26 protein-coding genes and 2 tRNA genes are annotated in these 26,444 nt (G+C 67.1%); 3 read left to right on the top strand and 25 right to left on the bottom strand.

From position 1 onward, the window contains the following. Positions 1–6: 6 nt before the first annotated feature. The 7 genes from I7X39_RS12135 to rpsB form a co-directional block, all read right to left on the bottom strand. Positions 7–1,191: a 1-deoxy-D-xylulose-5-phosphate reductoisomerase gene (locus I7X39_RS12135; RefSeq protein WP_198111416.1), complete on the bottom strand. Its 1,185-nt coding sequence runs from the start codon at positions 1,189–1,191 to the stop codon at positions 7–9. 7 nt (positions 1,192–1,198) lie between these two features. After that, positions 1,199–2,032, bottom strand: coding sequence for a phosphatidate cytidylyltransferase (locus tag I7X39_RS12130; RefSeq protein ID WP_198111415.1), 834 nt, complete (start codon positions 2,030–2,032; stop codon positions 1,199–1,201). Further along, on the bottom strand, positions 2,026–2,751 hold the full coding sequence (uppS, locus tag I7X39_RS12125) for a polyprenyl diphosphate synthase (protein WP_232351908.1): 726 nt from the start codon (positions 2,749–2,751) through the stop codon (positions 2,026–2,028). The genes I7X39_RS12130 and uppS overlap by 7 nt, the downstream gene beginning before the upstream one ends. After that, a complete protein-coding gene (frr, locus tag I7X39_RS12120; RefSeq protein ID WP_198111414.1) occupies positions 2,751–3,311 on the bottom strand; it encodes a ribosome recycling factor in 561 nt (186 codons plus the stop codon). Before frr ends, uppS begins: the two co-directional genes overlap by 1 nt. 18 nt (positions 3,312–3,329) lie before the next feature. Next, positions 3,330–4,040, bottom strand: coding sequence for a UMP kinase (pyrH, locus tag I7X39_RS12115; RefSeq protein WP_198111413.1), 711 nt, complete (start codon positions 4,038–4,040; stop codon positions 3,330–3,332). A 75-nt stretch (positions 4,041–4,115) separates the two neighbouring features. Then, positions 4,116–5,012 (bottom strand): translation elongation factor Ts, encoded by an 897-nt coding sequence (tsf, locus tag I7X39_RS12110; RefSeq protein ID WP_198111412.1) that lies wholly within the window; start codon positions 5,010–5,012, stop codon positions 4,116–4,118. 70 nt (positions 5,013–5,082) lie between these two features. Continuing rightward, positions 5,083–5,826, bottom strand: coding sequence for a 30S ribosomal protein S2 (gene rpsB / locus I7X39_RS12105; RefSeq protein ID WP_198111411.1), 744 nt, complete (start codon positions 5,824–5,826; stop codon positions 5,083–5,085). Between the two features lie 164 nt (positions 5,827–5,990). Between rpsB and I7X39_RS12100 the strand changes: the two genes are divergently transcribed. After that, the gene (locus tag I7X39_RS12100; protein WP_198111410.1) at positions 5,991–7,481 is read left to right on the top strand and encodes an NAD(P)H-hydrate dehydratase; all 1,491 of its coding nucleotides are present in this window, start codon (positions 5,991–5,993) and stop codon (positions 7,479–7,481) included. Positions 7,482–7,484: 3 nt separating this feature from the next. On the opposite strand, the gene rnr is transcribed toward I7X39_RS12100, so the two are convergent. Further along, positions 7,485–9,668 (bottom strand): ribonuclease R, encoded by a 2,184-nt coding sequence (gene rnr, locus I7X39_RS12095; protein ID WP_198111409.1) that lies wholly within the window; start codon positions 9,666–9,668, stop codon positions 7,485–7,487. 52 nt (positions 9,669–9,720) lie between these two features. On the opposite strand from rnr, the gene I7X39_RS12090 reads away from it, so the two are divergent. Then, positions 9,721–9,805, top strand: a tRNA-Leu gene (locus I7X39_RS12090). Between the two features lie 200 nt (positions 9,806–10,005). Next, positions 10,006–10,090, top strand: a tRNA-Leu gene (locus I7X39_RS12085). A gap of 113 nt (positions 10,091–10,203) precedes the next feature. Here the strand turns inward: I7X39_RS12085 and I7X39_RS12080 are convergent. From I7X39_RS12080 to ndk, 17 genes are all read right to left on the bottom strand, one after another. After that, positions 10,204–10,725 (bottom strand): phosphoribosyltransferase, encoded by a 522-nt coding sequence (locus I7X39_RS12080; protein WP_198111408.1) that lies wholly within the window; start codon positions 10,723–10,725, stop codon positions 10,204–10,206. 58 nt (positions 10,726–10,783) lie between these two features. Next, positions 10,784–12,121, bottom strand: a complete 1,338-nt coding sequence (locus tag I7X39_RS12075; protein ID WP_198111407.1) for an adenylosuccinate synthase — start codon at positions 12,119–12,121, stop codon at positions 10,784–10,786. Positions 12,122–12,178: 57 nt separating this feature from the next. Next, complete coding sequence (locus tag I7X39_RS12070; RefSeq protein WP_198111406.1) at positions 12,179–13,336, bottom strand: ATP phosphoribosyltransferase regulatory subunit; 1,158 nt, start codon at positions 13,334–13,336, stop codon at positions 12,179–12,181. A gap of 55 nt (positions 13,337–13,391) precedes the next feature. Further along, the gene (locus tag I7X39_RS12065; protein ID WP_198111405.1) at positions 13,392–13,577 is read right to left on the bottom strand and encodes a DUF2065 domain-containing protein; all 186 of its coding nucleotides are present in this window, start codon (positions 13,575–13,577) and stop codon (positions 13,392–13,394) included. 4 nt (positions 13,578–13,581) lie between these two features. Next, positions 13,582–14,475 (bottom strand): protease modulator HflC, encoded by an 894-nt coding sequence (gene hflC, locus I7X39_RS12060; RefSeq protein WP_198111404.1) that lies wholly within the window; start codon positions 14,473–14,475, stop codon positions 13,582–13,584. Positions 14,476–14,493: 18 nt separating this feature from the next. Continuing rightward, complete coding sequence (gene hflK / locus I7X39_RS12055; protein WP_198111403.1) at positions 14,494–15,726, bottom strand: FtsH protease activity modulator HflK; 1,233 nt, start codon at positions 15,724–15,726, stop codon at positions 14,494–14,496. A gap of 18 nt (positions 15,727–15,744) precedes the next feature. Continuing rightward, positions 15,745–16,947, bottom strand: a complete 1,203-nt coding sequence (hflX, locus tag I7X39_RS12050; RefSeq protein ID WP_232351907.1) for a GTPase HflX — start codon at positions 16,945–16,947, stop codon at positions 15,745–15,747. A gap of 43 nt (positions 16,948–16,990) precedes the next feature. After that, complete coding sequence (gene hfq, locus I7X39_RS12045; RefSeq protein WP_198111402.1) at positions 16,991–17,227, bottom strand: RNA chaperone Hfq; 237 nt, start codon at positions 17,225–17,227, stop codon at positions 16,991–16,993. A gap of 77 nt (positions 17,228–17,304) precedes the next feature. Continuing rightward, the gene (der, locus tag I7X39_RS12040) at positions 17,305–18,639 is read right to left on the bottom strand and encodes a ribosome biogenesis GTPase Der (protein ID WP_198111401.1); all 1,335 of its coding nucleotides are present in this window, start codon (positions 18,637–18,639) and stop codon (positions 17,305–17,307) included. A 7-nt stretch (positions 18,640–18,646) separates the two neighbouring features. Continuing rightward, on the bottom strand, positions 18,647–19,771 hold the full coding sequence (bamB, locus tag I7X39_RS12035; protein ID WP_198111400.1) for an outer membrane protein assembly factor BamB: 1,125 nt from the start codon (positions 19,769–19,771) through the stop codon (positions 18,647–18,649). Beyond that, positions 19,768–20,433, bottom strand: a complete 666-nt coding sequence (locus tag I7X39_RS12030; RefSeq protein ID WP_198111399.1) for a YfgM family protein — start codon at positions 20,431–20,433, stop codon at positions 19,768–19,770. The genes bamB and I7X39_RS12030 overlap by 4 nt, the downstream gene beginning before the upstream one ends. 39 nt (positions 20,434–20,472) lie before the next feature. Continuing rightward, positions 20,473–21,771 (bottom strand): histidine--tRNA ligase, encoded by a 1,299-nt coding sequence (gene hisS / locus I7X39_RS12025; protein ID WP_198111398.1) that lies wholly within the window; start codon positions 21,769–21,771, stop codon positions 20,473–20,475. Next, entirely contained in the window at positions 21,768–23,042 is a 1,275-nt protein-coding gene (gene ispG / locus I7X39_RS12020; RefSeq protein ID WP_198111397.1) for a flavodoxin-dependent (E)-4-hydroxy-3-methylbut-2-enyl-diphosphate synthase, read from the bottom strand. Before ispG ends, hisS begins: the two co-directional genes overlap by 4 nt. A 5-nt stretch (positions 23,043–23,047) precedes the next feature. Continuing rightward, positions 23,048–23,980, bottom strand: coding sequence for a helix-turn-helix domain-containing protein (locus I7X39_RS12015; protein WP_198111396.1), 933 nt, complete (start codon positions 23,978–23,980; stop codon positions 23,048–23,050). Continuing rightward, positions 23,977–24,744: a type IV pilus biogenesis/stability protein PilW gene (pilW, locus tag I7X39_RS12010; protein WP_198111395.1), complete on the bottom strand. Its 768-nt coding sequence runs from the start codon at positions 24,742–24,744 to the stop codon at positions 23,977–23,979. Before pilW ends, I7X39_RS12015 begins: the two co-directional genes overlap by 4 nt. Positions 24,745–24,779: 35 nt before the next feature. Beyond that, entirely contained in the window at positions 24,780–25,904 is a 1,125-nt protein-coding gene (gene rlmN / locus I7X39_RS12005; protein ID WP_198111394.1) for a dual-specificity RNA methyltransferase RlmN, read from the bottom strand. Between the two features lie 5 nt (positions 25,905–25,909). Continuing rightward, entirely contained in the window at positions 25,910–26,335 is a 426-nt protein-coding gene (gene ndk / locus I7X39_RS12000; RefSeq protein WP_198111393.1) for a nucleoside-diphosphate kinase, read from the bottom strand. Positions 26,336–26,444 lie beyond the last annotated feature (109 nt).

Here is a 26,444-nt window from a genome sequence, read left to right as displayed (position 1 = left end):
TGACGGTCAGGGCTTGCCCAGGAGCTCTTGGGCCTTGGCGCGGGTGCGCGCGTCCAGCTCCAAGAGGCCGGCCACGCTGCCGACCTCATCGGCCGCGGGCAGCACCTGCTCCAGGCAGCGCGCCACCAACTCGGAGATGCCGGTGAACCGCAGGCTGCCCGCCAGGAAGGAGGCCACGGCCACCTCGTTGGCGGCGTTCAGCACCGCCGTACTACCTTCAGGTCCGCGCAGGGCCTGCCAGGCCAGGGCCAGCGCCGGGAAGCGGCGCAAATCGGGGGCCTCGAATTGCAGGGCGGCAAAGTCCAGCAGGTTCAAGGGCGCCGCGCCCGATTCGATGCGCTCGGGGAAGGACAGCGCATAGGCGATCGGCACGCGCATGTCGGGCGTGCCGAGCTGCGCCAGCACGGATTGATCGCGGCACACCACCATGGAGTGCACGATGCTCTGCGGGTGGATCAGCACCTTGAGGCGCTCGGGCGGCAGGTCGAAGAGCCAGCGCGCCTCGATCAGCTCCAGGCCCTTGTTCATCATGCTGGCCGAATCGACCGAAATCTTGCGCCCCATGATCCAGTTCGGGTGCGCGCACGCCTCGTCGGGCGTGACGGCGTGCAGGCTGTCCGGATCGCGTTGCCGGAAGGGGCCGCCGGAGGCCGTCAGCACCAGATGGTCGATGACCTCGGGCCAGCGAGCGCGCGCCTCGGGCAGACACTGGAAGATGGCCGAGTGCTCGGAGTCGACCGGCAGCAGCGTGGCACCACCGGCCTGCACGGCCCGCATGAAGAAGGCACCGCCCACCACCAAGGCTTCCTTGTTGGCCAGCATCAGGCGTTTGCCGGCCCGCGCAGCCGCCAGGCAAGGCGACAGCCCGGCCGCCCCCACGATGGCGGCCATCACGGCATCCACCTCAGGGTGCGCCGCCAGTTGCTCCAGCGCCGCCGGACCCTGCAGCACTTCGGTGCTCAGGCCGGCTTCGCGCAGGCGGCGCTGCAGGTCCAGCGCAGCGGCCGGGTCGGGCAGGCAGGCCCAGCGGGGGCGGTGGCGGAGGCATTGCTGAAAGAGCTCGTCCGCCCTGCTGTGCGCAGTCAGGGCCACGGCCTCGAAGCGCTCCGGGTGGCGCGCGATCACGTCCAGCGTGTTGGCGCCAATGGAGCCGGTCGAGCCCAGCACGCAGACGCGCAATCGTTGCTTCATGGGGAACTCAGAGCGTCGTCAACGCCAGCGCAGCTGGCAGTACGGGCAGCAGGGCATCGATGCGGTCCAGGACCCCACCGTGGCCGGGCAGGAGCTGACTGCTGTCCTTGGCACCCGCCGCCCGCTTGACCAGAGACTCGAACAGATCGCCAACTACGCTCAGCGCCGTCAGCAAGGCCAGCGCCAGGCCGGCCAGCGGCCAACCATGGCGACCGACCAACTGGCCGAACAAGCTCGGGCCATCCACCCAGGCTTGGCGGTCGATCACCAGCACCCAAAGCAAGGCCAAGAGCAGCACGCCAACAAAGCCGCTCCACACGCCTTCCCAGCTCTTGCCCGGGCTGATGGCTGGCGCCAGCTTGCGGCGCCCGAAGCGACGACCGCCAAAGTAGGCCGCGATGTCTGCAGCCCAAACCAGACAGAGCGTGGACAGCAGCGCATTCAGCCCCTGCCCTTTCCAGGCCAGCAAGGCCAGACCCGCCGGCAGCAACAGCAAAGGCCCCAGCGCCAGCCGCAGCGGCTGCGGCCAGCGCGACCAGCCAGGCGCCGCACCCCGCAGGGCCAGGCTGCCACCCAGGCACCAGCTCGCCAGGGCGACGATCCAAACCGTGGCGGGCAAGGCCGGCTGCTGCTGCAGCAGTGCCCCGAAACCGAGCAGCACCAAGCCACCCAAGAGCCAGGCACGAGCGCCTTCACAGCCATTGAGCCGCGCCCATTCCCAAGCCGCCGCACTGATGGCCAGCAACACGAAGAGCATGAAGGGCCAGGCTACCGGCGCCCAAAGTGCGGGCAGCAGGATGGCCAGCAGCACCAGGGCGGTGATCACGCGCTGCTTCAGCATGGCTGGGCCTCCAGCTTGACGCCGCCAAAGCGCCGGTCGCGTTCCTGGAACGAACGGATCGCCGCGTCCAGTTCCGCTTCATTGAAGTCTGGCCACAGGCAGTTGGAGAACACGAACTCGGTGTACGCCGACTGCCACAGCAGGAAGTTGCTGATGCGCAGCTCGCCCCCGGTGCGAATGAAGAGATCGGGGTCGGGCGCATGAGCCATCGCCATGAATCGATCCAACTGCGCTTCGGTCAGCTCTTCCGGCTTGAGGCCGGCGGCGATCGCCTTTCGGCAGGCCTGCACGATGTCCCAGCGACCGCCGTAGTTGAAGGCGACGTTGAGCACCAGCTTGTTGTTGTGTGCGGTCGCAGCCTCGGCGTCTGCCCAGGCCTTGCGCAGCTTGTCGGGGATGGCGTCGCGGTCGCCAATGATGCGGATCTGTACCCCCATCGAGCCCACCCGCACGAGGTAGCGGCTCACCGCCGCCAGCACCAGGCCCATCAGGCCGCTGACCTCATCGGTCGGCCGCTTCCAGTTCTCGGAAGAAAACGCGAAGACGGTGAGCTGCTCGACCTGGCGGTCGATGCAGGCCTGGATGATGCGGACCAAGGCATCGACGCCGGCCTTGTGGCCGAAGAAGCGCGGCAGGAAGCGCTTCTTCGCCCAGCGGCCGTTGCCGTCCATCACGATGGCGATGTGACGCGGCATGGCGGCCGCCAGTGCGGCACCCATCAGACAGCCAGGATCTCGGCTTCCTTGGCAGCGAGCAGCTTGTCGATCTCGGCCACGGTCTTGTCAGTGAGCTTCTGCATCTCGTCGAGCAGACGGCGCTCTTCGTCCTCGGTGATGGCCTTGTCCTTGAGCAGCTTCTTGGCATGCTCGTTGGCATCACGGCGCACGTTGCGCACGGCCACCTTGGCGTCTTCGCCGGTGCCCTTGGTCACCTTCACCAGATCTTTGCGGCGCTCCTCCGACAGCGGCGGCATCGGCACGCGGATCAGATCGCCCTGGCTGCTCGGGTTCAGGCCCAGGTCCGACTCGCGGATGGCCTTCTCGATCTTGGCCGCCATGGGCTTTTCCCAGGGCTGCACGCTGATGGTGCGGGCATCCAGCAGCGACACATTGGCCACCTGCGAGATCGGCACCATCGAGCCGTAGTAGTCGACATGCACCTGGTCCAGGATGCCCGGGTGGGCACGGCCGGTGCGGATCTTCTGCAATTCGGTCTTGAAGGCCTCGATGGACTTGGCCATCTTGGCTTCGGCGCTCTTCTTGATGTCAGCGGTGCTCATGGGGAACTCTCGTTGGACTCAAACGTGGACCAGGGTGCCTTCGTCGTGGCCCATCACCACGGACTTGAGAGCACCCGGCTTGAAGATGCTGAACACACGGATCGGCAGCTTCTGGTCGCGGCACAGCGCAAAGGCCGTGGCGTCCAGCACCTGCAGGTTCTTGGTGATGGCCTCGTCAAAACTGAGGCGGGTGTAGCGGGTCGCGCTCGGATCTTTCTTCGGGTCGGCGGTGTAGACGCCGTCCACCTTGGTGGCCTTGAGCATGATCTCGGCACCGATCTCGGCACCGCGCAGCGCAGCAGCGGTGTCGGTGGTGAAGAAGGGGTTGCCCGTGCCGGCGCCGAACACCACCACCTTGCCCTCTTCAAGGTACTGCAGGGCCTTGGGCCGCACATAGGGCTCGACCACCTGCTCAATGCCGATGGCGGACATCACACGGGCCGTCATGCCTTCCTGGCGCATGGTGTCGGCCAGGGCCAGGGCGTTCATCACCGTGGCCAGCATGCCCATGTAATCGGCCGTAGCGCGGTCCATACCCACCGAGCCGCCCGCCACGCCACGGAAGATGTTGCCGCCGCCGATCACCACCGCCACCTCGGTGCCCAGCTGGGTGACCTCCTGGATCTCGCGCACGATGCGCACGATGGTGGCGCGGTTGATGCCGTAGGCATCGTCGCCCATCAGGGCTTCACCGGAGAGCTTGAGCAGGATGCGTTTGTGGGCTGCCATGACGGTCAATTTCGAGGGGATTCACCAGTTTAAAGGGCGCCCGCAGGCGCCCTTTGCAAGGAAGGCAGGATCGGCTTACTGGCCCTTGGCGGCAGCCACCTGGGCTGCCACTTCAGCAGCGAAGTCGTCAACCTTCTTCTCGATGCCCTCACCCACCACGTAGAGGGTGAAGCTCTTCAGGCTGGTGGCCTTGTCCTTCAGCATGGCGCCGACCGACTGCTTGCCATCGGCGGCCTTGACGAAGACTTGATCCAGCAGACTGACTTCCTTCAGGTACTTTTGCACCGAGCCTTCCACCATCTTGGCGACGATCTCGGCCGGCTTGCCCGACTCGGCAGCCTTTTCGGTGGCGATCTTGCGCTCTTTCTCGATCAGTTCGGCAGGCACATCGGCGCTGCTCAGCGCCACCGGCTTCATGGCGGCGACGTGCATGGCGACATCCTTGGCGGCGGTCTCGTCGCCGTCAAAGGCCACCAGCACGCCGATGCGGGTGCCGTGCAGATAGTGGGCCAGCTTGCCGGCGCCGGCGTAGCGCTGGAAGCGACGGATCGACATGTTCTCGCCGATCTTGCCGATCAGGCCCTTGCGCACGTCTTCCACCGTCGGGCCGAAGCCTTCCTGGCTCAGCGGCAGGGCCGACAGGGCCGCCACGTCGGCCGGGTTGTGCTCGACCACCAGGGCGGCCAGCGCATTGGTGAAGGCCAGGAAGGCGTCGTTCTTGCTGACGAAGTCGGTTTCGCAGTTGATCTCAATCAGCGCACCGACATCACCCTTCACGGCGGCGGCAATCACGCCCTCGGCAGTCACGCGCGAGGCGGCCTTGCCAGCCTTGTTGCCCAGCTTGACGCGCAGGATTTCTTCCGCACGGGCCAGATCGCCGTCGGCCTCGGTCAGGGCCTTCTTGCATTCCATCATCGGGGCGTCGGTGCGGGCGCGCAGCTCGGCGACCATGCTTGCGGTGATAGCAGCCATCAATCTCTCCAGAATTCAGTTGGACAAAGGGGGCCTGAAAGCCCCCTTCGGAAAAGCGTTGGGGCGAGGCTTAGTTGCCTTCGCTGACCTCGACGAACTCGTCGCCGGTGGTCACAGCCTGGACCAGCTCGTTGCCGGCGTTGGCCTTGCCTTCCAGCACGGCGTCTGCCATGGCCTTGGCATACAGGGCGACGGCCTTGGCCGAGTCGTCGTTGCCGGGGATGACGTAGTCGATGCCTTCGGGCGAGTGGTTGGTGTCCACCACGGCGATCACGGGGATGCCCAGCTTCTTGGCCTCGGCCACGGCGATCTTGTGGTAGCCCACGTCGATGACGAACAGGGCATCAGGCAGAGCGCCCATGTCCTGGATGCCGCCGATGTTCTTTTCCAGCTTGGCGATCTCGCGATCGAACATCAAGGCTTCCTTCTTGATCTTCGACTCGGTGCCGGCTTCCTTGGCCGCCTGCATGTCCTTGAGCTTCTTCAGCGAACCCTTGACGGTCTTGAAGTTGGTCAGCATGCCGCCGAGCCAACGCTGCTCGACGAAGGGCATGCCGGCGCGCTGGGCTTCCAGGGCGACGATCTCGCGGGCCTGGCGCTTGGTGCCGACGAACAGGATGTTGCCGCGCTTGGCCGACAGCTGGCGCACGAACTTCAGCGCTTCCTGGAAGGCCGGCAGGCTCTTTTCCAGGTTGATGATGTGAATCTTATTGCGATGGCCGTAGATGTACGGGGCCATCTTGGGGTTCCAGAAGCGGGTTTGGTGGCCGAAATGGACACCGGCTTCCAGCATTTCACGCATGGTGACGGACATGAGAGTCTCCGAAGGTTGGGTCTGAAGCCGGGCTAGACCACCGACCCGCAAGGGTGGTGGCACCATTCGGTGCCCGGCTCGCGAATTACCGCGAATACCACGAGGTTGAGGACGTCTTGACGCAGCGGCGTGCCGCGCAAAACCCAAAGAGTATAGCCGCATTCATGAACAAGCCTCCGCGTGCGCTGCTGCCCCTGGGCGGAACCCTCCTCGCCTTCGACGCCGCGGCCACACGCCGGCTGGAGGCGCGCGCGGCGGCGCCCGGCCCCCAGCCTTCCTTGCTGATGGAGCGCGCCGGCCTTTCGGCCGCCCGCCTGGCGCGGGCACTCTGCCCGGGCGCGCAACAGGTGTCGGTGCTCTGCGGGCCTGGCAACAACGGTGGCGACGGCTGGGTAGCCGCCTGGCACCTGCACCGCTGGGGTGTGGCGGTAACCGCCCATGCCCTCGGCGGCGAAAGCCGCACATCGGACCACCGCGCCGCCATGGCGCGCGCCCGCGCCGCGGGCGTGCCCATCTCCAACGAGCCGCAGCCATCCGCTCAGGCAGAGCTGGTACTGGACGCCCTGTTGGGCATCGGCCTGCGCTCGGCCCCTGCCGGCGAGTTGGCGCATTGCCTGCGCGCGCTGGGCCAGCACCCGGCCCGAAAGCTGGCGCTTGACCTGCCAAGCGGCCTGGAAGCCGACACCGGGCGCGATTGGGGCGCCGCCGCGTGCACGGACACCCTGACCTTCCTGAGCGCCAAGCCCGGCCTCTTCACCGGCGCTGGGCGTGCGCTTGCCGGGCGCGTCTGGCTGGATGAGCTGGGCGCATCCTTCGGCGGCGAACCTGCCGTGGCCGAACTGGCTAGCAGCGCGTTGCTCGCCAGCTGGCGCGCCCTCTCGCCACGCGCGCAATCCAGCCACGCCACGCACAAGGGCCGCCAAGGCGACCTCTGGGTGCTTGGCGGCGCCATGCCAGGTGCCGCCTTGCTGGCCGCACGCGCCGGCTTGCATGCGGGCGCGGGACGGGTCTATCTCGATGGCCGCCTCGAAGCGGACAGCCTCCAGCCCGAACTGATCTTGCGAGCCCTGCCCGCGGAAGGTCCGCCCGTAGGCAGCTGCCTTGTAGCGGGCTGCGGCTGGGGCGAGGGCCAAGCGGACCGCCTAGCCGAACTGCTGGAGCGCAACCAGCATCTGGTGCTCGACGCCGACGCCCTCAACAGTCTGGCTGCCGATGCCAGCCTGCGCGCCCGATTGCAGCAGCGCGCCGGCCGAGGCGCCCGCACCATCCTGACCCCTCACCCCCTAGAGGCTGCGCGCCTGCTTCAAACCGCGGTGGCAGAGGTGCAGGCCGACCGCCTGCGCTGCGCCCAGGCGTTGGCACAAGAGCTGAACTGCACGGTCCTTCTCAAGGGTTCTGGCACCGTCGCTGCCAGCCCTGGTCAGCGGCCGCTGATCAACACCACGGGACATGGCGCACTGGCGAGCGCAGGCACTGGCGACGTGCTTGCCGGCTGGCTGGGCGGCCTGTGGGCGCAGGCACCCTCGGCCGACCCGCAGCGCCTGGCGGCACTGGCCGCCGTCTGGCATGGGCTCGCCGCTGACCAACTCCCCCTGGGCAGCGCCCCCTTGCCAGCCAGCCAGCTGGTGCAGCGCATGCACCAGCTGCACCCCTGAGGCTCAGCGACGGCTCTTGCGTGCCGCCTTGCGTGCGCCGGGCGCCGCCTTGCGCCCTTCCGCAGGTGTGGCGCGCTCCGTGCGCGCACGCTTGAGCGCACGCGACTCCTGCTCGACCTCCTTGAGCCGCTGCACCGCCGTGGGCTCGGCTGGGTCACGCGCCCGGCCCTTGCCGCTGGGCTTGCCCTCGGCCTGCTGGAACAGCCTGAACTCGATGCGGCGCCCGTCAAGATCCACCCGGCTCACCTGCACATGCAGGCGCGCCCCCAAACCGTAGCGAATGCCGGTGCGCTCGCCACGCAGCTCCTGGCGCGCCTCGTCGAAGCGGAAATACTCGCCGCCGAGCTCGGTCACATGCACCAGCCCCTCGACAAACAGGTTTTCCAACTGCACGAACACGCCGAAGGGGGCGACTGAGGTCACCTGACCCAGATAGTCCTCGCCCAGGCGGTCCCGCATGTAGCGGCATTTGAGCCAGGCTTCGACATCGCGCGACGCTTCATCCGCCCGACGCTCATTGGCACTGCAGTGCAAGCCGATCTGCTCCCACGCGCCGAGTGCTGCCGCCTGTGCCTGGCGACCCCGTGCAGTGCCTCCGGACAGCGTATAACGCTTGCCAGCAAGCAGGGACTTGATGACCCGGTGCACCAGCAAGTCCGGGTAGCGCCGGATCGGACTGGTGAAGTGGGTATACGCCGCGTACGCGAGGCCGAAGTGGCCGTTGTTGTAGGGCGTGTAGAGCGCCTGCTGCATCGAGCGCAGCAACAGCATGTGGACCTGGGGAGCATCCGGCCGTTCACGCGTCGCCTGCGCCAGCGACTGCAGATCTGCCGGCTTGAGCTTTTCGGGCAGGTTCGCCTGGATGCCGAGCGAGCGCAGGGCCGCCATCAGGGTCTGCCGCTTTTCCTCGGTCGGGCCTTCGTGTACCCGGAAGAGCGCCGGGTGCTCAGCCTGCTCGATGAACTGCGCCGCACACACATTGGCAGCCAGCATCGCCTCTTCGATGAGCCGGTGCGCCTCATTGCGAGTGCGCGGCACGATGCGCTCGATGCGACCGTTCTCGTCGCAAATGATCTGCGTCTCCGGCGTATCGAAATCAACCGCACCACGCCGGGCCCGAGCTCCTAGCAAGGCCTTGTAGGCGCCATGCAGATGCAGCAGATGCGGTACCAGTTCGTCGCGGCGCTGAGCCTCGGGCCCACGCGTGTTGGCCAGGATCGCCGCCACCTCGGTGTAGGTGAAACGGGCATGCGAGCAAATGACCGCCGGGTAGAACTGATAAGCCTCGGTCTCGCCCTCGGCGCTGATGATCATGTCGCACACCAGCGAGAGCCGCTCGACCTCAGGGTTCAGAGAACACAGTCCGTTGGAGAGCTTCTCCGGCAGCATCGGAATGACGCGTCGCGGGAAATAGACCGAGGTGGCCCGCTCGAAGGCGTCGCCATCCAGCGCCTCCCCGGGCTTGACGTAGTGGCTCACATCCGCAATCGCCACCAGCAAGCGCCAGCCGCCCTTGCGGCCATGCGGCTCGCAGTACACCGCATCATCGAAATCGCGCGCGTCCTCACCGTCAATGGTCACCAGGGCCACGTCGCGCAGGTCCACCCGCCCCTTCAGATCCGCGGCGCGAAGCTTTTCAGGCAGCTTGCCCGCCTGCGCCAGCGTCTCCGCCGAGAACACATGGGGCACCTCGTACTTGCGCACCGCGATCTCGATCTCCAGGCCGGGATCGTCGATATCACCCAGCACTTCGGTGATGCGCCCGACCGGCTGCGCGTACAGGGTCGGCGGCTCGGTCAATTCCACCGCCACCACTTGGCCAGGACGCGCCTGCGCGGTTCCAGACTTGGGAATCAGGATGTCCTGACTGAGCCGTTTGTCTTCGGGGGCCACCAGCCACACGCCAGACTCCAGCAGCAGGCGGCCGATGAGGGGGCGGCTGCGCCGATTCAGGATCTCCAGGATGCGTCCCTCAGGGCGACCGCGCTTGTCGATGCGCACCACCCGCGCGCGCACCTCATCGCCATGGAGCGCGGCACGCATCTCATTGGAGGGGATGTAGAGATCGGGCCCCTGACCTTGCAGAAGCACGAAACCGTGCCCATCCCGATGTCCTTGAAGAATGCCGCTGACCTCTTGCAGCAGGCCGGGTGCAACCGGAGTCTCGGCGGCACTTGTGAGTTTCATTTTTTTGATGGTATAGTCCTTGTCTTTCCTGCAGTCACCCGACTGTAGCGAAGCCCAGGTGGCGAAATTGGTAGACGCACTAGTTTCAGGTACTAGCGGGTAACTCCGTGGAGGTTCGAGTCCTCTCTTGGGCACCAAATGCTAAAGGCCAGCGCGAAAGCGCTGGCCTTTTTCTTTGTCCCGCGTTTTCCCTTTCATTCCGGGCCGGCGCACACAATGTGAGCGCCCCAACCAATGGCGTGCCGACGCGGGATGCGAATCCATCCACGGGGTGTTGCATTCCAAGATTTTGATGCTATAGTCACTGTCTTTCCTGCAGTTGATTGATTGCAGCGAAGCCCAGGTGGCGGAATTGGTAGACGCACTAGTTTCAGGTACTAGCGGGTAACTCCGTGGAGGTTCGAGTCCTCTCCTGGGCACCAAACAGAAAAGGCCAGCGCGAAAGCGCTGGCCTTTTGCTTTGGGCCGACGAATATGCGCTCAGGCCATTGGCGCCACAAAGAATCACGGGCCCCGCAGGGCCCGTTCGTTGTCCTCAGATGGACAGCTTGCGCTTCAGCGCTTCGGGGCGGAGGTTGTCGTACTCCTCGAAAGGCTGATGGATCCAGGGGCTGGTCTCGAGCATCTCGACGTAGTAGTCGGGCGTATAGGTCGACACCCCTTTCACCCAGATGACCGCAGAGCGCAGTTCGGTAATCGCGGGCGTCGCACGCAGCCGCTCCACCACGGCATTCAGCGTCACGCCCGAGTCGGCCAGATCGTCGACGAGCAGGACCCGCCCGGCCAGTTCACCTTTGGGCATGGTGATGTACTTGGCGATGTCCAGGCGGCCCTGGATCGTGCCGCCTTCGGCGCGATACGAACTGGTGGACATGATGCCCAGCGGCTTGTCGAACACGCGCGACAGCACATCGCCCGGGCGCAGGCCGCCACGCGCCAGACAAAGAATCTGGTCGAACTCCCAGCCCGACGCGTGCACTTTCAGCGCCAGCTTTTCCACCAGCAGGTGGTACTCGTCCCAGGAAACGTAGAGGTGCTTGCCGTCATCGGTCAGCATGGAAGGCCTTTCGGTGCCAAAGGGTTGGGGGATTCTGACGGGCGCCCGGCCGGGCGCCTCAGGCCTTGTACGGATGCTGCAGCACGATGGTGTGCTCGCGATCCGGGCCGGTGGACACCATCGCGATCGGCACGCCGATCACCTCTTCGATGCGACGCAGGTAGGCACGCGCGTTGGCCGGCAATGCATCCCAAGCGGTGGCTCCGAAGGTCGTTTCGGTCCAGCCCGGGAAGCTCTCGTAGATCGGCTCACAGGCGGCAATCTCATCCGGATCCAGCGGCAGGATGTCGGTGGTTTGTCCATTGAGCTTGTAGCCCACGGCCATCTTGACCTCGTTCAGGCCGTCCAGCACGTCCAGCTTGGTCAGGCACAGGCCCGTGATGCCGTTGATGATCATCGAGCGCTTGAGCGCTGCGGCATCCAGCCAGCCGCAGCGGCGAGCACGCCCCGTCACGGTGCCACGCTCCTGGCCGACGACGGACAAATGGTGACCCACCGTGCCCTCTTTCTCCCACTCCAACTCGGTAGGGAACGGGCCACTGCCCACGCGGGTGGCATAGGCCTTGGTGATGCCCAACATGTACTGCAACATTTGGGGCCCCACCCCAGCGCCAGCGGCCGCGTTGCCTGCCACGCAGTTGCTGGAGGTGACATAGGGGTAGGTGCCGTGGTCGATGTCCAGCAGCGTCCCCTGGGCACCTTCGAACAACAGGTTGTCGCCGCGCAGATGGGCTTGATGGAGCTGATAGCCGACGTCCGCCAGCAGCGGAGTGACTTGGCCGGCGAGTGCCATGGCCTGCTCGTAGATGGGCTCGAAGGCCAGCGCTTCGGCCTTCAGATGCCCCACCAGCATGGTGTTGTGCAGTTCCAGCAGCTCGCGCAGCTTCTTGGCGAAGCGCTCGGGATGCTTGAGGTCTTGCAGGCGCAGCGCGCGGCGCGCCACCTTGTCCTCGTAGGACGGGCCGATGCCCTTGCCCGTGGTGCCGATCTTGCCGCTGCCACTGCTTTCCCGCAGGGCTTCGCGCGCCTTGTCCACCGCCACATGGAAGGGCAGGATCATGGGGCAGTTTTCGCTGATGCGCAGCCGCGAACGAACCTCCACGCCAGCAGCTTCCAGGCGCTGGATCTCGGACAGCAGGTGGGTCGGATCGACCACCACGCCATTGCCGATGTAGCAGACCACGCCGTCGCGCATCACGCCCGAAGGGATCAGCTGCAGCGCGGTCTTCACCCCCTTGATGACCAGAGTGTGGCCGGCGTTGTGGCCGCCCTGGAAGCGCACCACGCCCTGGGCATGGTCGGTCATCCAGTCGACCACCTTGCCCTTGCCCTCGTCACCCCACTGGGTGCCGACCACTACCACGTGACGCCCGGTCACCGACTTGCTTGCATTCATTGCTGTTTCCCATGCGGGCAGGTGGCCCGCGCAACTTGGATCGCCTGGAATGGCCGCTCAGAGCGACCGCACAGACCACTGACCGTCTTGCAACACCAGTTCGCGGTCGCAAGCGTATTCCTCGCCCTCGTCCTCGTGGCCCGGCAGTACACAGACCACGGTTTCACCTTCTTGCCGCAACCTGCGGACGGTCTGGCGCAGCGCGGCCTCCTCGCCCCAGGGCGCCCGGATCGCTGCACGCAGTTCGCCGGCAGGCACGGCCTGGACCAGCGCCTTCAGGTCCAAGCTGAAGCCCGCGGCAGGACGGCGGCGGCCGAAGGCAGCGCCCACCTCGTCATACCGCCCCCCACGCGCCAAGGCCTGGGGCTGGCCGTCCACGAAGGCACTGAAGCAGACCCCGGTGTAGTAGTCATTGCCCACCAGCGCGGCCAGGTCCAGGCTGATGCGCAGGCTCGGATGCGTGCGCTGCAAGTGGTCGATCAACCACTCCAGATCCGCCAGCGCGGCACGCAGTTGCGGGCTGTCGGGCAAGGTGCGGCGCGCCAGCGCCAGCACTTCCGGCCCACCATCCAGCTCCAGCAATTGCCGCAAGGCTTGCGCCTGTTCGGAAGGCAAGGCGGCACTGGCGGCCTGCAGCGCCACCGGATCGCGCACGCTCATGGCCACCCGGATGGCCTCTTGCTGAGACTGCGGCACACCAGCCAGCAGCGCCTGCAGCGGGCGCGCGTCCCCGAGGTCGAGCAGCGGCAATCCCAGGCCGGCCGTTTCGAGCGCGTCGAGGGCCAGCTCGATCACTTCGAGGTCGGCCTCCAGCCCGGCATGGCCGTACACCTCGACCCCGAACTGCAGAGGCTCGCGCGATGCCAGCGGGCTGCTGGGCCGGGTATGCACCACCGAGCCGCAGTAGCACAGGCGGGTCACGCCCTTGCGGTTCAGCAGGTGGGCGTCGATACGCGCCACCTGCGGGGTCATGTCCGCCCGCACGCCCAGGGAACGGCCTGAGAGCTGGTCCACCAGCTTGAAGGTGCGCAGATCCTGCGCCTGTCCGTGACCGCTGAGCAGCGAATCCAGGTGCTCCAGCAGCGGCGGAACCACCAATTCACAGCCATAGCTGCGCGCCAGGTCCAGCAATTGGCGCCGCAGCTCTTCGATACGACGCGCCTGGGCGGGCAAGACATCGGCCAGGTGCTCAGGGAGCAGCCATGCTGAACTCATGCAAAAAACGCCGGGGGGTTAAAAACGGCATTCTACGGGTCCACCCGCAGAAGGCTCAGCTCAACAGCAGCAGAGTCAGCAGGCCCAGGCCCACACTGCACAGACCGACAAAACGCAACTGGCCGTCTTGCAGTTGTGTCAGGCGCGTGAACATGGCGCGCCACTGCCCCGGGCTCAGCAGGGGCAACAGGCCTTCCAGGATCAGGGTCAGGCCCAAGGCCAGACCCAGAACCTCCCACATCCGGCTACTTGCGCGCCGGCGCAGCCGACGTCGGTCCGCCGTTGCGCATCGCCTTGAAGAACTCCGACGAGGGGTCGACCACCATCACGTCGCTTTTGTTCTGGAAGCTCTTGCGATAGGCCTCGAGCTGGCGGTAGAACTGCGCGAACTGCGGGTCGCGCCCAAAGGCTTCGGCATACAGCGCCGAGGCCTTGGCATCGCCCTCGCCCTTGATGCTCTGCGCATCGCGGTAGGCCTCGGCGACGATGACTTCGCGCTGGCGGTCGGCATCGGCCTTGATCTTCTCTGCCTCGGCACTGCCGGTCGCGCGCAGTTCATTGGCCACGCGCTTGCGTTCGGCCTCCATGCGGCGGTAGACGGATTCGGTGATGCCGGCAGCGAAATCCACTCGCTTGATGCGCACATCGACGATCTCGATGCCAAAGGGCTTGATGTCGGCCTCCAGGCGCTTGGCGACATCACGCATCACGCCCTCGCGTTCGGTCGACAGCACGGCTCGCACAGTGCGCTTGGTGACCTCTTCGTTCAGGGCGGCCTGCACGATCGGGCTCAAGCGGGCCTCCAGTTGAGACAAGCTGGCACCGCTGTTGCGGATGAACTGCTTGGCATCCCGGATGCGCCACTTCACCATCCAGTCGATCACCAAGCTCTTCTTCTCGGCCGTGAAGATCGGCGGGAAGACCGGGCTGTCCAGCGTCTGGATGCGTCGGTCCATGTAGACCACGTTCTGGAAAGGCGGCGGCAGCTTGAACTTCAAGCCCGGTTCGGTGACGACTTCCTTGATTTCACCCAGGGCATAGACGACGGCGAACTGGCGCTGATCCACGATGAACAAGGTGGAGCTCGCAACCAGCAGGGCCACCAGGGCACCAAACAGCACGGAAATGATTCGGTTCATGGCGTGTCCTTGGCCGACTCAGCGACCTTCACGGTCGCGCGAGCGCTGGCCGTCGCGCGAGCGCACATCGATGTTCACGGTCTGGCTGCTGTCGGTAGCGGGCGGCAGGGTCACCGCCTGCGGCGCCGCGACGGTCGCCGCCGGCTGCGGCGAGCCCAGCAGCTTGTCGAGCGGCAGGTAGAGCAGGTTGGAGCCCGTGCGCGCGTCCACCATTACCTTGCTGACGTTGGCGTAAACCTGCTGCATGGTGTCGATGTAGAGGCGGTCCCGCGTGACGCCGGGCGCTTTCTGGTACTCGGCCAGCACGGCACGAAAGCGTTGCGCATCGCCCTCCGCCACGGCGACGACACGTGCCCGATAGGCCTCGGCCTCCTGCATCAGTCGGGCGGCCGTACCCTTGGCCTTGGGGATGACGTCGTTGGCGTAGGCCTCGCCCAGGTTCTTCTCGCGCTCGCGGTCCGCGCCGGCCTTGAAGGCGTCGTCGAAGGCCGCCTGCACCTGTTCGGGCGCCTGCACGCTGCCCATGTTCACGCTCACCACCAGGATGCCCGCCTTCAGGCGGTCGAGCTGCGCCTGTACCGACTTGGCCAGGTCATTCGCAATCGCATCGCGCTGCTCATAGAGCACCGAATCCATGTTGGAGCGACCGACGATCTCACGCACGGCCGACTCGGCCGCGAGTTGCACCGCTTCGTCAGGCTTGTGGTTCTCGAACAGGAACTCGCGTGCATCCTTCAGCCGGTATTGCACCGTGAAGCGGATGTCGACGATGTTCTCGTCCTGCGTCAGCATGGAAGAGTCACGCAGGCCGGTGGCCGAACCCACGCTGTTGCGCCCCACCTCAACCGAGCGCAACTGAGTCACGCTCAGCGTTTCGTGCGCCTGGAAGGGATAGGGCAGACGCCACTGGAAGCCTGCCTCCACCGTCTTGTCGTACTTGCCGAACGAGGTGATGACGGCCTGCTGCCCTTCCTGCACGATGAAGAAGCCGCTGCCCAGCCAGCCCAGCGCCACGACGCCCAGGATCAGGCCGATGCCCGCCCCCGCGGCACGCGCATCTGGCGGCGGGGCATCCGGCCGGCGCGGGCCATTGCCGCCACCACCAGGCAGCAGATTGCCCAGCTTGCGCTTGAAATCGCGCCACAGTTCATCCAAATCGGGGGGGCCTTCCTGCTGGGCGAACACCCCCCGCAGCGTGCGCTGCAGGCGGGCCAGGAGGTGGGGGGCGGGCTCGTAGAGACGGTCCGTCATGCAATCACCGGTTGGTATTCAGGGGTGCGGAAGGGGCAGGACCGCAGTGTCAATCAGAGCTGGGGGCTGCGCGTCCAAACTCAAGGTTTGGGCGGCATCCTCGCCACGCGCCACGGCGGCCAGGGCTGCACGCAATTCCGGCAGTCCCTCGCCACTGTAGGCGCTGACGAATACCCGCAAGACGCGGCTGCCGTCGGGCCGCTGCACCTGATCCACCAGGCGACGCGGCCGCGCCACGTCGGGCAGGCGATCCAGCTTGTTGAACACCACGATCTGGGGTGTGTCGGCGCAATCGATCTCGCTCAGCACGCGTTCAACTTCGGCCCACTGCTCCAGCAGCTTGGGCGAGGCGCAGTCAATCACATGCAGCAGCAGGTGGGCATCGGCGGCTTCCTGCAGCGTGGCCTTGAAGGCCTCCACGAGCTTGTGCGGCAGGTCGCGGATGAAGCCCACGGTATCGGACAGCAGCGCGCCGCCGTTGTCTCCACCGAGGTAGAGCGCCCGCGTGGTGGTGTCCAGCGTCGCGAACAACTGATCCGCGGCATAGCTGCCGGCCTTGGTCAGGGCATTGAACAGCGTGGACTTGCCGGCATTGGTGTAGCCCACCAGCGAGACGCGCAGTTGCCCGCCTCGCGCGCGCGCCTTGCGCTGCGTGTTGCGTTGGCGTTCGACCTTCTTCAGGCGCAGCTTCAGTTGCTTGATGCGCTCGTCGATCATGCGGCGGTCCAGTTCCATCTGGCGCTCGCCCGGGCCGCCGCGCGCGCCAATGCCGCCGCGCTGACGCTCCAGGTGGGACCAGCGCCGCACCAGCCGCGTGGCCAGGTACTGGAGCTGGGCCAACTCGACCTGCAATTTGCCCTCGTGGCTGCGGGCCCGTTGGGCAAAGATTTCCAGAATCAGGGCGGTGCGATCCGAGACCGGGACGCCGAGGTGGTTTTCGAGGTTGCGCTGCTGGATGGGCGAGAGGGCCTGGTCGAACAGCACCGCTTCGGCGCGCTCGCCCAGCACCAGGGCCTTGATTTCGTCGGCCTTGCCGCTGCCCACGAAGAGGGCGGCGTCGGGCGCCTTGCGGCGGGCGACCACACGCGCCACGGCCTGATCCCCGGCGGTTCCGGCCAGCAAGGCCAGTTCGTCCAGGCTGTCGTCGAAGTCGGGGTCACGCCCGAAGTCGACACCGACCAGCACCACACGGGCTGGGTCGGCGATGAAGGTGTCGTTCAAAGGATGCGCCGCGGGCGCGGGCCCGCGGAGTTCAGCGCGCGGCTCAGGCGCCGGCGTCGCTGGGGTGGAAGTTCACCGCGCGACCGGGAACCACGGTGGAGATGGCGTGCTTGTAGACCATCTGGGTCACCGTGTTGCGCAGCAGCACCACGTACTGGTCGAAGGATTCGATTTGGCCCTGCAGCTTGATGCCGTTGACGAGGTAGATCGACACCGGCACATGTTCCTTGCGCAGCAGGTTCAGAAAGGGATCCTGCAGCAGTTGGCCTTTATTGCTCACGATATGCTCCGTGTTGGTTGTGGTGGGCAGTGCCGCGGCACCTTAACACAGGCCCCAGCCCTGCCCGCTCGACAGGGTCAAGATTCGTTGTCGAAGGGGTTGCTGCCCGAGCGCATTTCGATGCGCATCGGCGTGCCGGTCAGCCCGTAATGGGTGCGGATGCGGCCCTCGAGATAGCGCTTGTACGAATCGCTGACATGCTCCAGCGAGTTTCCATGTACGACGACGATCGGCGGGTTCATGCCGCCCTGGTGCGCATAGCGCAGCTTGGGTCGGAAGGCGCCCACGCGTTGCGGCTGCTGGTGCTGCACGGCCTCGTGGATCAGGCGCGTCAGCACCGGGGTGCTGAGCTTCTTGAAAGCCGACGAGTGGGCCTCGGCCAGCGCCTTCCAAAGCGGTCCCAGGCCCTGCCGCTTCAGCGCCGAGATGTGCACCAGCGGCGCGAACTTCAGGAAGGACAGACGCGCCTCGATCGAACGCTCCAGCATCTGACGCTGGTAGCTGTCGATCGCATCCCATTTGTTGATGGCGATGACTACCGCACGGCCCGATTCGAGGATGTAGCCGGCGATGTGGGCGTCCTGGTCGGACACCCCCTGGGTCGCGTCGACCAGCAGCAGCACCACATTGGCGTCCGCGATCGCCTGCAGGGTCTTGACGACCGAGAACTTCTCGATCGCCTCGAACACCTTGCCCTTGCGGCGCAGGCCGGCGGTGTCGATCAGTTCGAACTTGCGGCCGTCGCGCTCGAAGGGCACGCTGATGGCGTCGCGCGTCGTGCCCGGCATGTCGAAGGCCACCAGGCGCTCTTCGCCGAGCCAGGCATTGATCAGGGTGCTCTTGCCGACATTCGGACGGCCGGCGACGGCCAAGCGAATAGGCTTGTCGCCCTGCTCGGCCTCGTCTTCCTCGGGCGGCTCCTCAAAGCCTTCGAGCGCGGCCTCCAGCAGGCTGCGGATGCCCTGGCCATGCGCGGCGGAGATGGGGATGGGCTCGCCGATGCCGAGTTCGTAGAACTCCGCCAGCGCCGGTGCATCCTTCATGCCCTCGGCTTTGTTCACCGCCAGCAGCACCTTCTTGCCGGAGGTGCGCAGGTAGGACGCGATGTCATGGTCCTGGGCCGAGATGCCGGCACGCACGTCGGTGACGAAGATGACGGCATCCGCCTCGGCCACGGCCTGACGAGTCTGCTTGGCCATTTCCTTGACGATGCCGGTCTCGGCCGTGGGCTCGAAGCCACCGGTGTCGATGACGATGAACTCGCGCCGGCCGATGCGGCCGTCACCGTAATGGCGGTCGCGCGTCAAGCCGGCATAGTCGGCCACGATCGCATCGCGGCTCTTGGTGCAGCGGTTGAACAGCGTGGACTTGCCCACATTGGGGCGCCCCACCAGGGCGATGACGGGTTTCATCTGAGCCTTATTCGAGGCGCAGGGCGTGCACGCCGCCGTTGCGCGCCACTGCCAGCAGGGTCGTGCCGGATTGCACCAGGCCGGCGGCGATGGGGCTACCGCCCGTCGGCACGCGCAGCTGGATCTTGCCGGTGTCCCGCGCCAAGAAGTGCACCTGGCCTTCCAGGTCGCCAAACACCAGGCTCGTGCCGCTGAGCAGCGGAGCGCTCAGCTGGCGGTGCTGGTACTCCTCGTTGCTCCACAGGGTTTCACCGTTCTCGGTGCGCCAGGCCGTCAGCCGGTCCACGGCATCAAAGCCGATCACGGCCTTGCTGTCCGCCGTCACGCCCTTGGCGCCGGCACTCGGGCGGCTCCACACCAGGCTGCCGCGCTGGGCATTGATGCAGCCCACCGCCGACTGGAAGGCGCGGGCGCACAGGAAGTCGCCGGTGCGGGCCAGCGGCCCGACCACATCGGCCAGGCGCTCGACCTCATTGGTGCCGCGCGGGCTGGCCACATTGGCCTCCCAGCGCAGGATGCCGCGCAGCGGGTCTACCCCCGCCAGTCGGGCGCCCTGCCCCACCACCAGGGTGTCCTTGAAGGCGGCCAGGCCGCCGGGCTGGGCCAGCAGCAGTGCATCGCCCGGGCGGCGCAGCTCCCACAGACGATGACCGTCCAGCACGTCGAAGGCCTGAACGGCGCGATCCACGCTCTGCACGAAGACGCGCTCGCCGGCCACCAGGGGCGCGGTGTGCACCGGCGCGGCCAGGCGCTTGCGCCAGATTTCGCGGCCGGCATCCAGCACCACCAGGTCCTGGTCGCGCGTGACGACAGCCGCCCAGCGGCCATCGCTACCCACGCCCGCCATCAACTTGGCGCCGGCATCGCCGCGCCAGACTTCGGCGCCATCCTGGGCGCGCAAGGCCAGCACACGGCCGCCGCTGTCGGCCACGACGAAGCGCTCGGCCGTGGCCGCCACCTGCAGGGGGAAATCGACATCGCCGATGCGCGCACTCCACACCACGCGTCCGGCCAGGCTCGGGCTGACCGCCTGCAGGGGCGTGGGCTTCGGGGCATCGCTGCCGAACAGGGAACAGGCCCCCAGCGCCAGGCTGAGAGGCAACGCCAACAGGGCGCGAGAAGTCGGCTTCACTTGGTTTCCTTGGCCGTCAGGCTGCTGGTGTCCACGCCCAGGGCGGTCAGCTTGGCCTCGACGAGTTGCCGGTAGGGCTGTTCCTTGGGCAGGGCCAGGAAGGCGGTTTGGTAGTGCTCGCGCGCCTTGTCGGCCTGACCCTGGAGCTGAGCCAGATCGCCGCGCTTGTCGGCCACGAGGCCGGCGTAGGCCGTGGACTGGATACGCGCCAGCGCGGCTTCGGCCGGCGCAAAGCGCTTGGCTTCCAGATGCACGGCGGCCAGTCGCAGCAGCGCCAGTTCTTGCAAGGCCTGGGGCTTGGCCTGCTCGGCCGCCCACTCCAGCGCGCCCAGGGCGGCATCGGCCTTGCCACCGTCGAAGGCCACCTGGGCCGTCAGCAGCGCCGCATGGGCCGTGAAGGTGGCACGCGGCATCTGATCCTTCATCTGCTGCCACATGCGCAGGGTCTTGTCGACGTCCTTGGCTTCGGCAGCGCGCTCGACCTCGTCGTACAGCAGGCTGGCCTTCAGGCCCTGCTCACGCTGCCACCAAGTCCAGCCGTTCCAGCCCGCAAAGGCGAGCAGGGCCAGCGTGACCAGGGTGGTGATGAGGTTGCCCCAGCGCTGCCAGAAGGCCTTGAGGTTGTCGAGTTGTTCTTGTTCTTGGAGGTCGAGCGTGGCCATGGCGGGTCGCGGTGAAGTCGGGCGGAAAAAGCGGCGGGATTATGCGGTCCGGAGCTCGGACGCCCATTGGGCAGCCTGACCCAAGGCACGGCTGAACTGGGCGGCGCCTTCGTCGCGCAGGGGCTTGATGGCCACTTCGCCGCGCGCCAGCTCATCCCCACCGAACACCAGGGCGTAGCGGGCCCCGCTGCCGTTGGCGCGTTTGAACTGCGATTTCATGCTGCCGCCCCCGGCGTGCATCTGCACTGCCAGCCCGGCGGCCCGCAGCGCCTCCAGGACCGGCAGCACCTGGGGCAGCGCGGCAGCGTCGGGCAGCACGGCGTAGGCATCGGGCGCGTCTTCGCCCGGCAGCAGGTTCAGGGCTTCAAGCAACAGCAGCAGGCGCTCCATGCCGAGGCCGAAACCGACCGCCGGCGCGCCCTTGCCGCCGAGCTGGGCAATCAGGCCGTCGTAGCGGCCGCCGCCACACACGGTGGCCTGGCTGCCCAGGTGCGGCGTGACCCACTCGAACACCGTGCGGTTGTAGTAGTCCAGGCCGCGCACCAGGCGCGGGTTGATGGCGTAGGCCAGGCCGGCGGTGTCCAGCGCCGCGCGCACGGCGTTCAGGTGCGCCAGCGATTCGGGGCCGAGGAAATCCAGCAGCTTGGGCGCGGCCTCCACCAGGGCCTGCATGGCAGGGTTCTTGGTGTCCAGCACCCGCAAAGGGTTGGTGTGCAGGCGGCGGCGCGCGTCCTCGTCCAGCAGCTCCTGGTGCTGTTCCAGGTAGGCGATCAGCGCCGCGCGATGGGCGGCACGCTCGGCCGGTTCGCCCAGGCTGTTGAGCTCCAGATGAATGTCCTCACCCACCTTCAGGCCCAGGCGCTGCCACAGCGCCCGGCTGAGCAGGATCAGCTCGGCATCCACATCCGGCCCGGCGAAGCCCATGGCCTCCACATCGAGCTGATGGAACTGGCGGTAGCGGCCCTTCTGCGGACGCTCGTGGCGGAACACCGGGCCGATGGACCACATGCGCAAGGGGCCGTCGTACAGGGCGTTGTGCTCGATCACCGCACGCACCAGGCCGGCGGTGATCTCCGGGCGCAGCGCCAGTTCGTCGCCATTGAGCTTGTCGGTGAAGGTGTACATCTCCTTCTCGACGATGTCGGTGACCTCACCGATCCCGCGCACGAACAGGGCCGTAGGCTCGACGATGGGCGTGCGCACATTGCGATAGCCATACAGACGCAGCAGCTCGCGCATCTGCGCCTCCAGCCACTCCCAATGGCCGGACGCGGGCGCAAAGGTGTCGTTCATGCCCTTGACGCCCTTCAGGGGCTCGGGCTTTTTCTGTTCAGTCATGCGGATGCGGTGGCGCCGAAGCGGCGCTCGATGTAGTTCTCGACCAGGGTCTGGAATTCGCGCGCGATGCCCTCGCCGCGCAGGGTGAGTGCCTTCTCGCCGTCGATGAAGACGGGCGCAGCTGGCGCCTCGCCCGTGCCGGGCAGGCTGATGCCGATGTCGGCATGCTTGCTCTCGCCCGGGCCGTTGACGATGCAGCCCATCACCGCGACCTTGAGGTTCTCCACCCCGGGGTAGCGCGCGCGCCAGACCGGCATCTGCTCGCGCAGGAAGTCGTCGATCTGCTTGGCCAGCTCCTGGAAGGTGGTGCTGGTGGTGCGGCCACAGCCCGGGCAGGCGGTGACGCTCGGGTTGAAGGTGCGCAGGCCCAGGGCCTGCAGGATCTCGGAGGCCACCACCACTTCCTGCGTGCGCGCCTCGCCCGGCTGTGGCGTGAGGCTCACTCGAATGGTGTCGCCAATGCCTTCCTGCAGCAGCACCGACAGCGCTGCCGTGGACGCCACCGTGCCCTTGGTGGCCATACCGGCCTCGGTCAGGCCCAGATGCAGCGGGTGGCGGGTGCGGCGGTTGAGCTCGCGGTAGACGGTGATCAGATCCTGCACGCCGCTGACCTTGCAGCTGATGATGACCTGGCCGGGGTCCATGCCCAGCTCCACCGCATAGGCGGCCGACTGGAGCGCCGAATCGATCAGCGCCTGGTACATCACCGAACTGGCCTCCCAGGGCTGGGCACGCTGGGCGTTCTCGTCCATCAGGCCGGCCAGCAGTTCCTGGTCCAGGCTGCCCCAGTTCACGCCGATGCGCACCACCTTGTCGTGCTGCAGCGCGGCCTCGATCATCTGCGCGAACTGGCGGTCCTTCTTGTCGCCCTTGCCGACATTGCCGGGGTTGATGCGGTACTTGCTCAAGGCCGCCGCCATGGCGGGGAATTCGCTCAGCAGGCGGTGGCCGTTGTAGTGGAAATCGCCCACCAAGGGCACGTCGATGCCCATGCGGTCGAGCTGCTCGCGGATGTGCGGCACGGCCTCGGCGGCTTCGGGCGTGTTGACGGTGATGCGCACCAGCTCCGAACCGGCGATGGCCAGCTCCTTGACCTGGATGGCGGTGCCGATGACGTCCACCGTGTCGGTGTTCGTCATGGACTGGATGCGCACCGGGGCGTCGCCGCCGATGGTCACCACGCGCTCGCCCCAGCGCACGCGCGCCTGCAGGCTGCGCCGGGCAGGAATGGGAAGGCCGAGGATGGCCCCGGAAGGCTGCTGCAAATTCATGGCGCTCAGTTCAAGGTCAGGCGGGCCACGCGCACGGCGTGGAAGGGCGCCAGGTCCTGGCTCTGGCCGCGCCAGTTCAATTCGGCGCCGGGCGCATTGCCCAGCACGACGCGCAGCGGCGCCGCCGGCGCCTCCAGCTGCACGCGCTCGCCCGCCGTCAGCACGCGGGCCACCAGGCTGGCGCCTCGGGCGTCGGAAATGCTGACCCAGGTTTCTTCGCGCGCCACCACGGTCAGCAAGGCCGCTTCAGCGGCCGTGGCGGGCGCCGGACCGACGCCTTGCGCAAGCACCGCCGGCGCCGCCTGGGGAAGCAGTGCGGAACTGGGTGGGGCCGCTGCGGCGGGTACCGAAGCCGTCGACGCAACCGCGGCCGCCGCGGAGGCCGCCGACGCCACTGCGCTGGACGGGCGGGGCAGCGGCACGGCTGCAGTGCTAGCACTTGCGGGCGTACTGACAGGCAGCGGAACCGACGGCGCTTCAACCATCCGGACCGGCTCGGCATCAGCCTCGGCCGTCTGGGTGGAGAAGGACCACGGCAGGCTACGCCCTTGCGGCCAGAGGGCCACCCCGGCCGCCACGGCGAGCAGCAGCATCAGCAGCAAGAGCAAGGGGCCGGACGCCTGCAGGCGCTGGCGCGGATGCAGCTGCAAGGGGCGGTTGATGCCCTCGGCCACCTTCTCCAGGGCCACCGGCGCGGCGTCAGGCATCAGTTGCAGCACATCCTTGGGGTCCAGGCCCAATGCCCGGCAGAACGAAGTGGCCAGGCCTCGGGCGTACGGTCCGTCGGGCAGTTCGGACCAGCGCTCAGCCTCCAGCGCGGCCAGCCGTGCCTCGGAGACCTTCAACTGGGCCGCCAGGCTGGCCAGGCTCAGCCCACGCGCCTTGCGGGCCGCAGCAAGCCGCGCGCCGGCGCCGGCAGCAGCGTATTGCTCGCTCATTCGAAGCGTCCGTCGCGGTACAGCTGGGCTTCCGCGGCTTGCGGGTACTCGCGCAACAGGCGCTGTCCCCACTCGGCGGTGCCTGGCCGGTTGCCGAGGCGCTGCTCAATGCGCGCAGCCAGCCAGAGACTTTGCGCATTGGCGGCACTGGCGTTCACCCGTGCCGCGTAGAAGCGCGCCCGCTCGAGCTGGTTGGTGCGAAGCAGCAGGTCGGCCAGCGTGAAGTTGATGTTCGGGTTGCCTGGGTCGAGCTCGAAGGCCCGCATCAGGCTGCGCTCGCCCGCCTCCAGGCGCTCGGCGCGCAGCTCGCACACGCCCTTGGCCAGCCAGCTGCGCGCAGGCGCGCGGTAGCTGGTCTGCTTGAGCGCCTCGTCAAAGCGGCTGAAGGCCTGTTCCCATTGCCGCTGCTGGCAGGCCATCCAAGCCATGTTGTGCAGGGTGTCGGGGTCGTTCGGGTAAAGGATGAGGATGCGACGGAAGCCTTCCTCGGCGGCGCCCGTCTCGCCCATGGCGGCCAGGATCAGCGCGCGCAGGTTCAGGCCTTCGCGGGTGTCCGGGCGCAGCGCCAAGGCCTGCTTGACCTCGTCCAGCGCGACGTTGTACTGGCCACGCGCCAGGTAGCCGCCGGCCAGTTCGATGCGCATCGCCGCGCGGCGTTCCACCTCGTTGGCATCCACTTCGGTGCGCGGTTCGCGCGGAGCCTGCTGCTGGGCGCAGGCGGCTAGAACGGTCAGACAACTGGCAGCTAGAAGCACACGCAGCATGGGCAGCCTTCGCAGTGGACTGGGATCGCGATTCTTCAAGAGCTGGGCCGGCGGTGCACCACCACCGGGGCGCGCGTCATGCGCTGCTCGGCACGGGTGCGGTCCTGCACCTCACCGGCGAGCTGGCCACAGGCCGCGTCGATGTCATCCCCCCGGGTCTTGCGCACCGTGGTCACGATGCCGGCCCGGATCAGCACCTCGGCAAAAGCCAGCACGCGTTCCCGCGGGCTGCGCTTCAGGCCGGAGGCCGGGAAGGGATTGAACGGGATCAGGTTGAGCTTGCAGGGCACCTCGCCCTTGAGCAGCTTGACCAGCTGTTCGGCCTGCTCGGGCGCATCGTTCACACCGTCGAGCATGCAGTACTCGAAGGTGATGAAGTCGCGCGGCGCGGCTTCCAGATAGCGCTGGCAGGACTGCAGGAGCTCGGCAATCGGGTACTTCTTGTTCAGCGGCACGAGCTGGTCGCGCAGCGCGTCGTCGGGGGCGTGCAGCGACACCGCCAGCGCCACCGGGCAATCCTCGCGCAGGCGGTCGATCATCGGCACGACGCCGGAGGTGGACACCGTCACGCGGCGGCGCGACAGGCCATAGCCATGGTCGTCCAGGAAGGTGCGTAGCGCCGGCACCAGGGCCGCGTAGTTCTGCAACGGCTCGCCCATGCCCATCATGACGATGTTGCTGATGACGCGGCCGCTCTGGTCGCGCGCCTTGCCCTCGCCGCGCAGCAGGTGCTCGACAAACCAAAGCTGCGCCACGATCTCGGCCGTGCTGAGGTTGCGACTGAAGCCCTGGTGACCGGTGGAGCAGAAGCGGCAGCCGACCGCACAGCCGGCCTGCGAGGAGATGCACAGCGTGGCGCGGTCGTCTTCGGGGATGTAGACGGACTCGACCGCGTCGCCATTGCCGACGTCGAACAACCACTTGATGGTGCCGTCGGCCGAGCGCTGCTCGGAGAGCACGCGCAGCGCGCTGACTTCGGCGCTCTGGGCCAGCTTGTCCCGCAGGGACTTGGCCAGATCGCTCATCAGCGCGAAGTCGGCGACCCCGCGCTGGTGAATCCAGCGAAAGAGCTGGACGGCGCGGAAGCGCTTTTCGCCCAGCCCTTCGCAATAGGCAACCAAGCCCTCCAGGTCGAACCCGAGCAGATTGGTTGCCGTCATGGCCATCAGCGGTTGTAGACGTTCATGCCCGGGAAGAAGAAGCCCACTTCCACGGCAGCGGTTTCGGCGGCGTCGGAGCCATGCACGGCATTGGCGTCGATGCTGTCGGCGAAGTCGGCGCGGATGGTGCCCTTCTCGGCCTTCTTCGGGTCGGTGGCGCCCATCAGGTCACGGTTCTTCAGGATCGCGCCTTCACCTTCCAGCACCTGGATCATCACCGGGCCGGAGATCATGAAGTTCACCAGATCGTTGAAGAAGGGGCGCGCCTTGTGCACGGCGTAGAAGGCCTCGGCCTCGGCGCGCGACAGGTGCACCATCTTGGCGGCAACGATCTTCAGGCCGGCGCCTTCAAAGCGGGCCAGGATTTGACCGATGACGTTCTTGGCAACGGCGTCGGGCTTGATGATGGACAGGGTACGTTCGATGGCCATGGGGTTTCTCCTTTTACTGGCAATTCGGCAAAGCCCGCGATTGTAGGTGCAGGGCCATGGCCTCCGTCACCTGCCGGCGCGGCGCGCGAGCAGGTCGAACGGAAGCCTT

This window comes from Inhella proteolytica (assembly GCF_016093275.1).
In the GTDB taxonomy this organism is placed as follows: Bacteria; Pseudomonadota; Gammaproteobacteria; order Burkholderiales; family Burkholderiaceae_C; genus Inhella; species Inhella proteolytica.
The sequence above is the reverse complement of the archived record's forward strand: the minus strand, read 5'-3'. Positions and strand labels throughout refer to the sequence as shown.

Coding starts and splice junctions, on each gene's coding strand:
- pyrH (WP_198111413.1), bottom strand. CDS start 4,040: ATGGCAGCCCACAAACGCATCCTGCTCAAGCTCTCCGGTGAAGCCCTG.
- I7X39_RS12030 (WP_198111399.1), bottom strand. CDS start 20,433: ATGGCCACGCTCGACCTCCAAGAACAAGAACAACTCGACAACCTCAAG.
- rpsB (WP_198111411.1), bottom strand. CDS start 5,826: ATGTCCGTCACCATGCGTGAAATGCTGGAAGCCGGTGTCCATTTCGGC.
- hisS (WP_198111398.1), bottom strand. CDS start 21,771: ATGACTGAACAGAAAAAGCCCGAGCCCCTGAAGGGCGTCAAGGGCATG.
- hflK (WP_198111403.1), bottom strand. CDS start 15,726: ATGACGGACCGTCTCTACGAGCCCGCCCCCCACCTCCTGGCCCGCCTG.
- I7X39_RS12065 (WP_198111405.1), bottom strand. CDS start 13,577: ATGTGGGAGGTTCTGGGTCTGGCCTTGGGCCTGACCCTGATCCTGGAA.
- der (WP_198111401.1), bottom strand. CDS start 18,639: ATGAAACCCGTCATCGCCCTGGTGGGGCGCCCCAATGTGGGCAAGTCC.
- I7X39_RS12070 (WP_198111406.1), bottom strand. CDS start 13,336: ATGAGTTCAGCATGGCTGCTCCCTGAGCACCTGGCCGATGTCTTGCCC.
- pilW (WP_198111395.1), bottom strand. CDS start 24,744: ATGCTGCGTGTGCTTCTAGCTGCCAGTTGTCTGACCGTTCTAGCCGCC.
- frr (WP_198111414.1), bottom strand. CDS start 3,311: ATGAGCACCGCTGACATCAAGAAGAGCGCCGAAGCCAAGATGGCCAAG.
- uppS (WP_232351908.1), bottom strand. CDS start 2,751: ATGGGTGCCGCACTGGCGGCCGCCATGCCGCGTCACATCGCCATCGTG.
- I7X39_RS12080 (WP_198111408.1), bottom strand. CDS start 10,725: ATGCTGACCGATGACGGCAAGCACCTCTACGTTTCCTGGGACGAGTAC.
- I7X39_RS12130 (WP_198111415.1), bottom strand. CDS start 2,032: ATGCTGAAGCAGCGCGTGATCACCGCCCTGGTGCTGCTGGCCATCCTG.
- tsf (WP_198111412.1), bottom strand. CDS start 5,012: ATGGCTGCTATCACCGCAAGCATGGTCGCCGAGCTGCGCGCCCGCACC.
- ispG (WP_198111397.1), bottom strand. CDS start 23,042: ATGAATTTGCAGCAGCCTTCCGGGGCCATCCTCGGCCTTCCCATTCCT.
- hflC (WP_198111404.1), bottom strand. CDS start 14,475: ATGAACCGAATCATTTCCGTGCTGTTTGGTGCCCTGGTGGCCCTGCTG.
- I7X39_RS12075 (WP_198111407.1), bottom strand. CDS start 12,121: ATGAATGCAAGCAAGTCGGTGACCGGGCGTCACGTGGTAGTGGTCGGC.
- ndk (WP_198111393.1), bottom strand. CDS start 26,335: ATGGCCATCGAACGTACCCTGTCCATCATCAAGCCCGACGCCGTTGCC.
- I7X39_RS12100 (WP_198111410.1), top strand. CDS start 5,991: ATGAACAAGCCTCCGCGTGCGCTGCTGCCCCTGGGCGGAACCCTCCTC.
- I7X39_RS12015 (WP_198111396.1), bottom strand. CDS start 23,980: ATGAGCGAGCAATACGCTGCTGCCGGCGCCGGCGCGCGGCTTGCTGCG.
- rlmN (WP_198111394.1), bottom strand. CDS start 25,904: ATGACGGCAACCAATCTGCTCGGGTTCGACCTGGAGGGCTTGGTTGCC.
- rnr (WP_198111409.1), bottom strand. CDS start 9,668: ATGAAACTCACAAGTGCCGCCGAGACTCCGGTTGCACCCGGCCTGCTG.
- I7X39_RS12135 (WP_198111416.1), bottom strand. CDS start 1,191: ATGAAGCAACGATTGCGCGTCTGCGTGCTGGGCTCGACCGGCTCCATT.